The 13,373-nt window shown below is 72.7% G+C and carries 11 protein-coding genes; 10 read left to right on the top strand and 1 reads right to left on the bottom strand.

What is annotated here, in order from left to right; genetic code table 11:
• Positions 1–190 precede the first annotated feature (190 nt).
• The 9 genes from KY498_RS14275 (at position 191) to KY498_RS14315 (ending at position 10,989) form a co-directional block, all read left to right on the top strand.
• Entirely contained in the window at positions 191–937 is a 747-nt protein-coding gene (locus tag KY498_RS14275; RefSeq protein WP_223848733.1) for a response regulator transcription factor, read from the top strand.
• Positions 934–2,070, top strand: coding sequence for a sensor histidine kinase (locus KY498_RS14280; protein WP_191009049.1), 1,137 nt, complete (start codon positions 934–936; stop codon positions 2,068–2,070). The genes KY498_RS14275 and KY498_RS14280 overlap by 4 nt, the downstream gene beginning before the upstream one ends.
• Positions 2,071–2,396: 326 nt before the next feature.
• The gene (locus KY498_RS14285) at positions 2,397–2,654 is read left to right on the top strand and encodes a hypothetical protein (protein ID WP_060960302.1); all 258 of its coding nucleotides are present in this window, start codon (positions 2,397–2,399) and stop codon (positions 2,652–2,654) included.
• Positions 2,651–3,346, top strand: a complete 696-nt coding sequence (locus KY498_RS14290) for a response regulator transcription factor (protein ID WP_060960303.1) — start codon at positions 2,651–2,653, stop codon at positions 3,344–3,346. Before KY498_RS14285 ends, KY498_RS14290 begins: the two co-directional genes overlap by 4 nt.
• 448 nt (positions 3,347–3,794) lie before the next feature.
• On the top strand, positions 3,795–4,475 hold the full coding sequence (locus KY498_RS14295; protein WP_191009048.1) for a cohesin domain-containing protein: 681 nt from the start codon (positions 3,795–3,797) through the stop codon (positions 4,473–4,475).
• Complete coding sequence (locus tag KY498_RS14300; protein WP_191009047.1) at positions 4,472–6,295, top strand: amidase family protein; 1,824 nt, start codon at positions 4,472–4,474, stop codon at positions 6,293–6,295. Before KY498_RS14295 ends, KY498_RS14300 begins: the two co-directional genes overlap by 4 nt.
• Before the next feature lie 84 nt (positions 6,296–6,379).
• Entirely contained in the window at positions 6,380–7,393 is a 1,014-nt protein-coding gene (locus KY498_RS14305) for a right-handed parallel beta-helix repeat-containing protein (RefSeq protein WP_219879417.1), read from the top strand.
• Positions 7,394–7,480: 87 nt separating this feature from the next.
• A complete protein-coding gene (locus KY498_RS14310) occupies positions 7,481–8,716 on the top strand; it encodes a glycosyltransferase (protein ID WP_191009045.1) in 1,236 nt (411 codons plus the stop codon).
• On the top strand, positions 8,713–10,989 hold the full coding sequence (locus KY498_RS14315) for a right-handed parallel beta-helix repeat-containing protein (RefSeq protein WP_191009044.1): 2,277 nt from the start codon (positions 8,713–8,715) through the stop codon (positions 10,987–10,989). Before KY498_RS14310 ends, KY498_RS14315 begins: the two co-directional genes overlap by 4 nt.
• On the opposite strand, the gene KY498_RS14320 is transcribed toward KY498_RS14315, so the two are convergent.
• Positions 10,986–11,465, bottom strand: a complete 480-nt coding sequence (locus tag KY498_RS14320; protein ID WP_191009043.1) for a VanZ family protein — start codon at positions 11,463–11,465, stop codon at positions 10,986–10,988. The two genes, KY498_RS14315 and KY498_RS14320, sit on opposite strands and share 4 nt — an antisense overlap.
• Before the next feature lie 135 nt (positions 11,466–11,600).
• Here KY498_RS14320 and KY498_RS14325 point away from each other — a divergent pair, with 135 nt between their 5' ends.
• Positions 11,601–13,298, top strand: coding sequence for an ATPase (locus KY498_RS14325; RefSeq protein WP_223848995.1), 1,698 nt, complete (start codon positions 11,601–11,603; stop codon positions 13,296–13,298).
• Positions 13,299–13,373 lie beyond the last annotated feature (75 nt).

Genomic DNA, 13,373 nt, shown 5'->3' on the forward strand with positions numbered 1-13,373 from the left:
GGCGCGGACCTCGCTCTGCGCCGCCCGCCCCTAGGTGGAATCACCGAGCGAATCTGCGCTTCTCCGCCCGAGGACGCCGTGTTCTGCCGACTTTTCGACCGGCGCGTCGAAGCGGATGCGTGACAATGGTGCGCGGCGGGGGAGACGTCGACAGGAGACCTCACATGCGACAAGCGCGCCCCCGACTCTCGTGCCCGCGGCATCCGCGCACCTCGGGCACCTCCACTCCGGTTCCGCGTCCCGCCTCCGTGCCGCGGCCGTGAACGGGCGCCTGCCGACCCTCGACGTGATGGTCGTCGAGGACCAGCCGCTGTTCCGCGAGATGCTCGCGGTGCTCCTGGGCGAGCAGAAGGGTCTGCGCGTGGCGGCGGTCGCGCGCAGCGCCGAAGGCACCCGCGTCGTCGACGTCCGCGGCCTCGACGTCGCCCTCCTCGACCTCCGACTGCCGGACGGCGACGGGATCAGCCTCGGCCGCGAGCTCCGCCGCCGTCGTCCCGGTCTCGGGGTGCTGATCCTCTCGGCCTCCGACTCGATCAGCACCCTCCTGGAGGTGCCGGGCGCCGAAGCGGCGGGCTGGGGCTTCCTCTCGAAGAACTCCTCGCTCTCGGCATCCGCGCTCGTGTACGCCATCCGCGCGGTCGCGGCCGGGCGCGCGGTGCTCGACCCCGCGATCCGCGCGCAGCGCGAAGTGCGGCGGAACAGCCCGCTCTCGCGCCTCAGCGCCCGGCAGTACGAGGTGGTCGCCCTGGTGGCCGAGGGGCTCACCAACGCCGCGATCGCCGACCGTCTCGGCATCTCACCGCGGTCGGTCGACGCGCACCTCAACGTCGCGTACGCGGTGCTCGGACTTCCCGCCAGCCGCGAGCGCAACCCGCGCGTCGAGGCGGTGCGCAGCTATCTGGAGCACACCGCGTCGCCCTGGACAGCCGGAGGATGAGCGGCGCGTCGCAGTCGCGCCATCCCTCGTCGGATGCCGCGACGGACCATCGCATCGCGCTGGTCGCGACCGCCGCGGCCACCGTCGCCATCACGCTGTACACCAGCCTGCAGTCGGTGCTGCTGCGCACCTGGGGCAGCGACGTCGGGGTCGCCGCGCCGGCCACGGCGGCCGTCGTCGCGCCGATCGCCATGCTGGCCGCCGTCCACGTGCTGCGCCCCGAGCGCTACGGGCTCCTCGCGCGCTGCGGACTCGTCCTCGTGCTGGCCCTCGGCGCCGCCCTCACCCTGGCGGGGGTCCGCGTCGTCATCTCCCTGCTCGCCGCCGACGACGCGGGCACCTCGGTCGGGGCGGGCGAGTTCGCGAGCGCGACCCTCGCCGCGGCCTGCGCGATCGGATTGGGTCTCGTGCAGGTCGACGTGGCCCGCCGCATCCGCCATGCCGAGCGCGGGCAATCCGTCGCGCAGGCCCGGGCGGCGGGGCTCGTCGCCGAGCTGCAGGAGGAGGAGCTGCGCCTTCGGTACGAACTGGCCGAAACCATCCACGGCAGCGTGCAGGGCACGTTCGTCGTCATCGAGACGAGGCTGCGCCACCTCGCCGCGGGCGTGCGGCCGCGCGACGAGGACGGTGCGGCCGAGCTCACCGCGATCGCGGGGCAGCTCGAACGCCTGCGGGAGAAGGAGCTACGGGCGCTCAGCGCTCGGCTCTACCCGGTCGACCTCGAGCGCGGACTGGCGCCCGCCGTGCGCGCCCTCGTCGTGCGCCTGCCGCCCTCGGTGGCCGTGCGGGCGCCCGCCGCCGATGTGCTCGCGACGGTCGAGCACCGGCTGTCGCACGAGGCGAGGGTGCTCGTCATCCGCGTCATCGAGGACGCCCTCTCCAACGCGCTGCGTCACGGCGGCGCCGACGAGATCACGATCGACGCGCGGGCCGATGCCGATCACCTCCGGGTCGCCGTCCGCAACAACGGCGCTCCGCCCCGTTCCGATGCGCCGTGGTCCGGGCTGGCGCGGTTGCGCCGCCGGGCGGAGGTGCTCGGCGGCGAGCTGGCCCTGGTCGCGGGAGCCGGCGCGCGCCCGTCGCCGGGTGCGCGGCTGACGCTCCGGCTCCCGTTGGAAGACCCGCCGCGCTGACGGTCGCGCCGTGGTCGACGCGACCACGCGTCCGGGCGCGCCGCGGGATGCCGCCGCCGACGGTCCGTGGGAGCGCTCACGGATCGACGCGCCCGCCGCGCCCGCCCGGAGCGCTAGGTGATTTCACGTAAAACTCTCGTGAAATCGCGGCGTTCGGTCGGATGCGTGTTTCGGCCTGCGCCACAATGATCCTGCGCGAGGTCATGGGGCCCCGCGTGACCCCTCCGTCCTTGCGAACGGAGCACTCGCGACGCCGCGCAACCCGCTCGATCGGGGTGCGCGCGTGTGCCCGTGGCGGGTCGTGCCTTGGGGAAAGAGGACCAACGATGAGCCGAGCAGGCGGCGCCCGTATCGTCGAGATCTACGTCGACGCGCACTGGCAGACGGCGCCGGCCCGCCGCTACCTCGACCCTCCGACCGCGCGTCAGCTGCGCCTGGAGGGCATCACGATGGTTCGGGTCGTGCCGAGCCTGTGGAGTCGGGTCACCGGTCGCTCGGCCGGCCTGGTCGGACGGGACATCTCGGTCGCCCGCTACCTCGCCACCACGACGCATCGTGGCGACGACGCCTCGCCACCCGCGTGACGGAGGGTCGGCGACCGCTGCGGGTGCTCGTGGTCGAGGGTCAGCCCCTGTTCCGCGATCTTCTCGCGGGTCTCGTCGACCAGCAGCACGACATGCGCACGGTGCGCGCCTGCGCCTCGATGGATGACGCGCTCGCCGCGACCGACCGTGCGATCGATGTCGCTCTGCTCGGGCCGCGCCTGCCCGACGGCGACGGGATCTCGCTCGGGCACGCGCTGCGCGCGCGCTCGCCGCGGCTCGGCATCATCGTGCTGTCGGCGCCGGACGTGCACGACCAGCTGCGGGAGGTGCACTGCTCCGAGACCGCCGGATGGGGCGTGCTGTCCAAGAACCTGTCGCTGACGGCATCCGCGCTCGTCTACGCCATCCGCTCCGTGGCGGAGGGGCGCAGCGTGCTCGACCCCGCCATCCGCGCCGAGCGCGCGACGCGTCGCAACAACCCGCTGAGCCGCCTCAGCCCGCGCCAGCGCGAGGTCCTCGCTCTCGTCGCCGACGGGCTGAGCAACGCCGCCATCGCGCGGCGGCTCGCGATCTCGCCGCGTTCGGTCGAAGCGCACCTGCGGACGTCCTACGCCCTGCTCGGCGTCGGGTCCGACCCCGAGCGCAACGCCCGCGTCGAGGCCGCGCGCCGGTATCTCGCGCACGCGGGAGTGACGCCGTTGCCCGGTGCAGGTGAGATTCCTCTCATCTAGCCCCACAACGGGTCCCGCATCGTCGATGATGAGCATGCCCCATCCCCACCAGCGATGTGACCCCACACATCGCCCGGGAAGACGGTCGCCCTGCCCCTGCCGGGGGGCTGCGGCGGGGCGACCGTATCCACTCCGCTCGCCTGCGGCGCACGCGCCGCCTCCCGAGCGTCTGAGAAGACCGTCTCCCGAGACGTCGGAGAACGCCGCTTCCCGAGCGTCGGAGAACCCCGCCGGTCGTGCGGAAACGCGATCGTCATCTGATGAAACCCGAACGACATCCGGTTTTGGGAGGGTGCGAGGACCCCCCCCGGACGCGCCGATGCGACTCGCAGCACTGGCGCGTCGGCCGTCCTCTCGCCCTCCCGAAAGGACGTCTCCTCGCATGCCCGCACCACAGCACAGAGAAACCGCACGGCGCGCCCGCGCTCGTGCCGCTCTCCTCACGGCGGTGACGCTCTCGCTCACCGCCGCGGCCGGGCTCTTCGCCCCGACCGCCACCGCCGCATCGGACCCCGCGGTCACACTCGCATCGCCGACGACGGCCACCGCCGGCGACGTGATCAGCGTCACGGTCGCGGCCGACGCCGTGAGCGACCTCTACGCCTACGAGCTGACCCTGCAGTTCGATCCCGCGCTGCTCGCGTACGACGACGGCTCCGCCGTGTTCCCGGCGGGCGGCTACGACGCGGCCACCCCGACGAGCGGTCAGGTGACGATCACCCACACCCGCCTCGGCTCCTCGCCCGGCCTCACCGGTCCGCAGACCCTCGTCACTCTCGCCTTCACGGTGCTCGCCGGGGGCCAGACCACCGCGCTCACCCCCACGGCCATCACTTTCGTCGCGAGCGACGGTGCCTCCACCGCGGTCACGCCGCCCGCCGCCGCGGTGATCGCCCTCGACGCCGCGCCCGTCGTCGAGCCCGGCACCCCCGACCCGGAGGTCTCCGTTTCGCCCTCGGCCACCCCCGTCGTCGCGGACAGCGGCGACACGTCGAGCGACCCGCTGGCCTCCACCGGTGCCGACGCCGTGCCGTTCCTCGTCGGCGGTGCGCTCGCCGCGGCCGTCATCGCGCTCGGCATCGTCCTCATCGTCCGTCGCGCCACCACCACGAAGGAGTCCCTGCGATGACCGCGCTCACCCCTCGCTCCCGCCGGATCGTCGCGGCCGCCACCGTCGTCGCGGCCGCATCCGCCCTCACCGTCGCTGCGCCCGCCTCCGCGGCGGAGGCGCCGCCCGCCGTCGCGCCGATGCTCGCGCCCTACTACACCGAGCTCGATCTCACCGGCGATGCGCAGGTGACCGCGGCCGACCTCGAGGTCGCGGCCGCAGCGCTGGGTGCGACGACGGCGGATGCCGCGTGGGCCACCGTCGGACGCATCGATCTGGATGCCGACGGCCGCCTCACGGTGAAGGACCTGGCGGCCCTCTCGCACCGCATGATCTACGACGACGGCCCGTTCGAGCTCGTCGAGGCCTCGGTGATCGACATGCAGGCGGCCATGAACGCCGGCGTGACGACATCGGTCGCGCTGACGCAGGCATACCTCGACCGCATCAGCGCCTACGATCGCACGGTCGTGGCGGGGGCGACGCGGCCGCTCAACTCGATCATCACGGTGAGCTCCGTGGCGCTGGACGCGGCGGCCAAGGCCGACGCCGAGCGCGCGGAGCACGGAATGACCAGCATGCTGCTCGGGGTCCCGATCGCCCTCAAGGACAACTACGACACCGTCGACATGGTCACCACGGGCGGCTGCGGCTGCTGGAACGACAACCAGACCTCGACGGATGCGGCGATGGTCGCCGGACTGCGCGCGGCGGGTGCCGTCGTGCTGGCCAAAGCCTCGCTCGACGAGTTCGCGTACGGCTTCGCGTCCGAGTTCTCCTCGTTCCAGGCCCCCGGCTCGACCCTGCTCGTCGCGTCGCCGTACGACACGACGAAGACCGCGGGCGGCTCCTCCGGAGGCACCGGCGCGGCGATCGCGGCGAACCTCGCCGGCATCGGCTTCGGAACCGACACGGGCGGCTCCATCCGCGTGCCCTCGTCGTACAACCAGCTCGTCGGTGTGCGCCCCACGGTCGGCCTCGCCAGTCGTGACGGCATCATCCCGCTGGCCCTCACCCAGGACACCGGTGGCCCGATCGCACGGTCGGTCGTCGACGCAGCGGTCGCCCTGGACGCCGTCGTGGGCGTGGATGCCGCCGATCCGGTCACTGCCCGTCAGGAGGGCAAGGTCCCCTCGTCCTACACCGCGGGGCTGTCGACGACCGCGCTGGAGGGAGCGCGCATCGGCTACGTCTCCTCGATGATCGGCTCGAACGCGACCACCGTCGCCCTGTTCGAGAAGGCGAAGGCCGAGCTGACCGCGCAGGGCGCGACGGTCGTGGAGATCACGCCTCCCGGCGCGTTCGCCGGGGTGCTGGGCGAGAGCTCGGGCTCGACCAACGAGTTCAAGCACGACCTCACTGCCTACGTCGCCACTCACCTGGCCCCCGACGTCGCCCAGCGCACCCTGGACGACATCCTGGCCGGCGGGAACTTCGTGACCTCGCGGCGGAGCACCTACGTGCAGCGCAACAGCGTCACGGACAGCGTCTATCAGGCGTGGGCCGGGCCGACCGGCAGCCACACCACCCAGCTCGCCGCCGGCAAGGTGCTCGTCACGCAGATGATGGACGACAACGACCTCGACGCGCTCATCTACCCGAGCACCAATGCCTACGGCACGATCGGCACGAACATGCGGCTGAGCCCCAACACGGGGATGCCGGCGGTGACGCTGCCGATGGGAAGCGCGGGAGCAGGCCAGGGCGGATCGAGCGCCGGCGTCAACCTCGAGTTCCTCGGGCGCGACTTCTCGGAGGGCAGCCTCCTCGGTCTCGCCTACGACTACGAGCAGGCGACGCACTTCCGCACGACGCCCACCCTCTACCCGGCACTCGGCTAGGACGTGTCCCGGGGGTTCCGGCGGGCGCGCCGGTCGGAACCCCCGGGCGCGGACCTGCGCGCCCGGGATGTCATACTCGTGCGCATGCGAACACGAGCCGCCGCGGCTGTCGCCGCGCTCGGCGTCCTCGTTGCCGCGCTCGCGGGATGCGCTCCGGACGCTCCCGGCTCCGCGGGCGGCGCGGCGGTCGGTGCCTGCGGACCGCAGGCGCGGGCCGTCGATCCCTCGGCCGACGCCCTCCAGCGGGCACTGGACGACGCGCGACCCGGCGACGTGCTCGCGCTCGCCGCAGCCACCTATCGCGGCCCGTTCACGATCACGACCTCCGGCGCCGACGAGCCCATCACGCTGTGCGGCACGAGCGCGTCGGTGCTCGACGGGGGATCGGTCGACAGCGGCTACGCGTTGCACCTCGACCACGTCGCCGACTGGGTGCTCACCGGTTTCCGGGTGACCGGCGGGCAGAAGGGGATCGTGCTGGACGGCGTCGCCACGACGACCCTCACCGGTCTGGAGGTGTCCGGCACCGGCCAGGAGGCGGTCCACCTCCGCGCGGGCAGCAGCGACAACGTGATCGACGGACTGGTCATCCACGACACCGGCCGCTCCACGCCGGAGTTCGGCGAAGGCGTCTACATCGGCACCGCCGCATCGAACTGGTGCACCGTCACCGCGTGCGAACCCGACCGCAGCGACCGCAACCGGGTGACCGGCACCACCGTCTTCGACGTCACCGCCGAGGCCATCGACGTCAAGGAGGGCACGTCGGACGGCGTGATCAGCGGCAACACGCTCTCCATCGCGGATGCCGCCGCCGTCGACTCGGTGGTCGACCTCAAGGGCACCGGCTGGCTCGTGGCGGACAATCGCCTCACCGTCGCGGCGGGCGACGGCATCCAGATCCACAGCATCTCGACTCCGGTCGAGGTCCGCAGCGGTGCGTCGAACACCGTGTCACGGAACACCTTCGACCTCTCGGCATCCGCCGTCGCCGTCACCGTCGTCGGCGCCGCGCGGCGGGCGGGCAACACGGTCACGTGCGACAACGTGTCCGACGGCGCCTCGACCCCGCCGCCGATGTCGCCGTCCTGCCGCTGATTCCTGCCTGCGCGCGTGCGTGCGTGCGCGAACACGCCGTAGATATGCTGTGCACGATGTGGGGACCCCCGAAGCCCCGGAGGATCGATGGAACTGCTGACTCAGCATGCGCTCTGGATGCTGCCCTTCGGCGTGCTCGGGTTGATCTCCTGGTCGTTCTGGATCCTCCGCAAGGTGCTCGCGATGATGACGCGACCGGTCGTCAACGACTATCGCACCACCGTCACCGTCGTCGTGCCGTCGTACCACGAAGACCCCGACGTCCTCATCCGCTGCCTGCACACCTGGCATCGCCAGGGGCCCTCGCGGATCATCATCGTGCTCGACGTCGCCGACCTGGAGGCGAAGGCCAGGATCGACGCCCTGGCCCTCCGCGGCGTCGAGGCGGTGCTGTTCCACCACCACGGCAAGAGATCGGCCCTCGGTCACGGGATGCGGATGGTCGACACCGAGCTCGTCATCTTCGTCGACAGCGACACGGCGTGGGAGGAGGGGATGCTGGACGCGATCCAGATGCCCTTCATCGACCCCGCGGTCGGCGCCGTCAGCACGCGGCAGAACGTCTACCGCCCGCGGTCGAGCGTGTGGCGGCGGGTCGCCGACTGGATCATCGACCTCCGCTACTACGACTACGTTCCGGCCATGGCGCGCTACGGGGGCGTGATCTGCGCGTCCGGCCGCACGGCGGCGTATCGCGCGGCCGTGATCGTCCCACAGGTCGAGCAGCTCGAGCACGAGGTCTTCTTCGGCCGCGAGTGCGTCGCCGGCGACGACGGGCGGATGACCTGGCTGGTGCTCTCGCAGGGCTTCCGCGTCACACACCAGGACAATGCGCGCGCCCTCTCGATGTTCCCCTCCACCTTCCGCGCCTTCGTGAAGCAGCGGGTGCGGTGGAGCAGGAACTCCTACCGCTGCTACCTCACGGCCATCGGGAAAGGATGGGTGTTCCGCACGCCCTTCATCTCCCAGCTGACGATGATGCAGATCCTGATGACGCCGTTCACGATGGGAGTGGCGGTCGCCTACATCATCCTCTCGATCCGCTCGGCCCAACCCGCCCTCGCCCTCCTCCTGGCATTCGTGTGGGTCGTCATCGGTCGCGGCATCCGCGGCGTCTCGCACCTCTGGCGTCGCCCCGAGGACATCGTGGTCCTGCCGCTCGTGGCCGCCGTCACGATCCTCATCGCCCTGCCGATCAAGGTCTACGCCCTGTTCACGATGAACAAGCAGGGCTGGCTCACCCGCTCCGCCACGCAGCAGGGCGGCGAGGGGCAGTCCGAGGCGAGTCTGGACGGCCCTCCGGCGGCGACGGCCACGTCATGAGCGCGCCCGACGGCTTCACCCGCGAAGAGCGCGGCGACACCACGCTCACGCGCCACGTGCTCGGGCGGGTGGTCGTGGTGTCGGCGATCGCCGTCTTCGTCCTCCTCATCGTTTTCGTCGGTCCCCTCATCCACCAGAAGGGGTACCCGTGGGATCAGGTGTCGCCGACGGCCGCGCCCGTGCCGACGCTTCCTCCGGGAACCGCCACCGCCGTTGCGACGGCGATGAGCGGCCTCGCCGCGCAGGTCACCGCCGGCACGTACGCGCCGCCCGTCGCCCCCGATCCCGCCGTCGCCGTCGCCCGCGAGGACGGACGCCTCGCGGGGCTGAGCCGCGTCGCGCCGGGCGACCCGGCGGCGCTCTCGACGTTCGGCACCGTCGTGCTCGCTGCCCGCGACGCGCCCTACGGACTGAGCGACCTCGTGGATGCCGGCGCCGCCGCCCCCGACGGCGAGAACACGTGGGCCCTCACGCGCAACGTCGTCGTCCGTGCCGGTGCCACCCTCTCCCTCGTGCAGCCGGGTGCGACGCTGCGGTTGCACAGCGGGTCGGACGGCTTCGTCAGCATCGTCGCCTGGGGCGGGTCGCTCGACCTGCACGGGGGCGCCGATGCGCCGCTCACGATCACGGGGTGGGATGCCGAGGCCGGCGCCCCCGACGACGCCACCGACGATGGGCGTGCCTACCTCCGCGTGCGCGACGGGGTGCTGACGATGTCCGACGTGCACGTGGACCACCTCGGGTTCTGGAGCGGACGCACCGGCGGGCTGGCCGTCACCGGCAGCGACACCGGATCGGCGCGGGCCGACCTCGCGCGGGTGTCCAGCGAGGACTCGCACTACGGGCTCTTCCTCTCGGGCGTCGTCGACACCACGGTGACCTCCTTCTCGTCGATCGCCGCCGAGGTCTCCGGCGTGGCCGTCACCGGCCAGTCGCAGCGCGTCGCGCTCTCGGGCGTGGACGTCGACGCGTCCGGCGATGACGGCATCCAGGTGGGCGGCGGCTCCTCGACCGTCGGCATCGGCGACGCGACCGTGCGCGATTCGGGCGAGTACGGCCTGCGCCTGAGCGGACGGGCGCTCGCGACGGGGCCGACGGCCGCCGGCTACGGCACCGACCGCAGCAGCGGGTTCGCCGTCAAGGGAGGAACGTTCGCGGACAACGCCCGCGGCGGACTGCTCCTCGAGGAGGCGGACGGCACGATCCTCACCGGCGTCACGGCCCGCGAGACCGCCGCCGCCGTGCGGGCCAACGGCCCCGCGAAACGCCTCGAGATCGTCGGCTGCGATCTCACCTCCTCGGCGGAGCCCGCCGTCGTCATCGCTGACGGCGTCGTGCCGGCCGTCGTCACCGGCAACGTCCTCCACGGGCAGGGGGCGGCGCTGCGCGTCGCGGCCTCGGTCGCCGACGTGGAACACAACGACATCACCGTCGGGCTCGGGAACGCGGTCGCCGTCGTGGGGGAGGGCCGCGTCACCGTCGCGAAGAACGTCCTCGGCGGCATCGGTCAGGATGCCGTCGCGACCTCGGACGGTGCCGCCCCGACCGTCCAGGGCAACGACACACGCACGTGGGAGTTCCGTTCCGACTTCGTCACGTGGCTCAACGCCCACCCCATGGCGTGGATGTGGCTGTCGGTGCTCGTCATCCCCCTGGTCGGCGTGCCGCTGCTGTGGCGTCGGCGCGTGCGGCACCGGCAGCTCCGACGCCTGCTGGAGCAGGCGATCGTGCAGTACGGCCAGCAGCGGATCGCGGCCTACGGCGTCGATGAGACGGTGACATCGACGGAGGAGCCCGCAGCCGCGCCGGCGACGGCGCCGGCATCGGCCGAGCCTGCGGTCACCCCCGAGGCGCCGGCCGAGCCCGTTCCGCAAGGACCTCGGACGCCGCCGCCTGCGCGGCCGCACCCGTCGCGACCGGCCACGAGCGCGCGCACTGCCGCCCCCGCCTCCGCCGCAGCATCCGCCTCCGCCGCAGCATCCGCACCGTCACCGTCACCGTCACCGGGCATCGCGACGGACGCCGGCGCCGCATCCGGCGCGCCGGTAGCGCGTCCCCGCTCGCTCGCCGATCTGCGCACCGGCGCGCTCGCCGACCGCGACTTCGACTCGATGCGACAGTTCGCCGTGGCCGCCGTGCTCGAGGCGGGCTATCCGCTGTCGACCATCTCGCGGATGTTCCGCGTCCCCGCGTGGCGCCTGCAGACGTGGCTCGAGGAAGCGGTCGAGGAGGCCTCGCGCCCTCCGGAGCCCGGCGTCCGCCCGCGTCGCTAGCCGCGCCGCGGCGGCGCGGGAGCGTCCGCGGGCGGTCGCGTGCGTGCACGCGCGAGCCGCTCGGCGAGGGCGGCCAGCAGCATCCCCGCGCACGCACCCGCCGTGTTCGCCACGATGTCGAGCACGCTCGGCGTGCGGGCGGCGAGCGCGACCGCCTGGCCGGTCTCGATGACGACCGTCGTGAGGAACGCGATCGGCAGCACCATCCAGCGCCGGCGTCGCAGGATCACGGTCAGCAGGAACCCCAGCGGGACGAACATGACGATGTTCGCCACGAACTCGATCCGTGCGGAGGTCAGCGCGGGGAACAGCGCCGTCACCGCCCGCAGAAAGGGCCGCGCGCCGGAGTCGACGGGCACAGGCCAGAACGCGACGAGCGCCAGGGCGACCGCGTAGACCGACAGCCAGGCGCGGGGATCCGTCACGCGCGCCGCCCACCGGGTGCGGCGGTGTGCCGCAGCGGGCTCGTCCGTCATGTCAGGCTCCTCGAATCGGGGCCGCTCCGGTGCGACGGAATAGACGCTGGATTATAAGGAATTTCCTCTCCCCATCATGTAGACGAATGGCTACACTGACTACTACTTGGGGGTAGGAATGTTGGGGTGCACCTGATGGCCCGCGGTGGGTCGCGCACGATCAACGTCGTGTCAGCGTACTGGGATGCGGCGGGAAGCGGTCGTTTCTTCACGCGCTGGAGCGCCATCGTGTCGCTGCCGATCGCGACGCTCCTGCTCGTCCCGGTCGTCGACGGCCGTCCGGACGGTTACGGCCAGGGCGTCGCGGCCGCCGCGATGGCATGGACCCTGCTGGCACTGCCCGTCCTCGCCGTCGCCGCAGCCGAACGCCGCATGCGCGATCACCGTGCGCGCGGCATCCTCGTCACGACGACCCTCGTCGCCGTCGCCCTCGTCCGTCCGGTCCTGAACGAGATGCTCGTGGGCATCGTCTTCCACGGCCACTCGAACGGCGTGTGGCTCGCCCGCACGGGCACCAACCTCGTCGTCGCGTTCGGCCTCTTCTCCCTGATCGCGATCATCACGACCGAGTACTCCCAGACGCGGGCCACGGTCGACCGGCTCGCGCACGCCCTCGGTCGACTGGATGCCGCGAGCCAGCAGGTCCTGAACGACGAGCGGGATGCGCGACTGGTCGTGCGCGGCATGGTCGCCGAGCTGCGCACCGAACGCGACGCGATGCTCGCCGGCACCGTCGACTTCGACGCCGTCCGCGACTTCTCCGAGCGGGTGCGCACCGCCAGCCACCGCCTCGAGGAGCTGGCTGCGGCCAGCCCTCCGGTGCCTGCGCTGTGGACGCCGCGGCCGCTGTCGGCCGCGCGCCGCCGTGGCGTGGAGCGGCTGCAGCCCACGCCGCTGCTGTGGGTCGGCGTCCTCTACCTCTTCATGTGCGCGCCGTTCCTGGTCACGCTGCCCGACGTCGTGGGTGTGCTCGCCGCGGCCGTCGCGGTCGTGCTCGTCGACCTCGCCGCCGGCGCCGTGCTGCGCGCGCTGCCGACGGCTGCGCCGCGCACCCGCGGCATCGCCTTCCTGCTGGTCTGGATCCTCGCCGGCGCCGCCACGACCGCCGTCGGACACCTGCTGCTGCCCGACACGGGCGCCATCATGCTGATCCCGCTGGTCGCGATGCCGCTCGCCGCGATCGTCCTGGCGCTCGCCATCGACACGCGCCGGCGCGCACGCGAGGAGGCGGCGCGCTCCACCGTCGAGCTCGCCCGCGCCGCGGGGGAGTTCGCCGACCGCACGCGCCGCGCGCAGCTGCCGCTGCTCCAGGCGGCATCCACCCTGCACGGACGGGTGCAGGGGCGGTGCGTGATCTTCGCGGCACACGTCGACGAGAACGCCCCGACGGCGCGGGAGATCGCGCGCTTCCGCTCCGAGACGGATCGCGCCCTCGACGAGGTCATCGCCCCGGTGCGCGCCGCCGAGATCGAGTCGGGCGGCGAGCTGCGACGCATGCTGGCGGGCTGGGAGCCCATCATGCATCTCGACACCCGCATCGACGACGGCGCCGTCGCCGCCGTCGAACGCTCCGAGGCCGCACCGATCGTCACCGAGGTCGTCAACGAGGCGCTCGTGAACGCGGTCAAGCACTCCGGTGCGCGCGCGGCGCGCATCGAGATCACGACAGGCGCCGACGGCGTGCTGCACGTGCGCGTCGCGTCCTCCGGCGCGCTGCCGCGCGCCGTCATGCCGATGCGCCCGTTCGCGGGTCGCACGCTCCTGTACCAGGAGGGCGACGACGTCGTGCTCGAGTCGATGATCCCGGCTCCGGCGCTCGCGGCCCACGCCTGAGTCCGCGCTCGTCGGCCACGTCCGCGCTCGTCATCGAGCCGTCGCATCCCCGTCACAGACGATGTGACGTCGTTC

It is taken from the genome of Microbacterium sp. PAMC21962, from assembly GCF_019443465.1.
GTDB lineage: Bacteria > Actinomycetota > Actinomycetes > Actinomycetales > Microbacteriaceae > Microbacterium > Microbacterium hominis.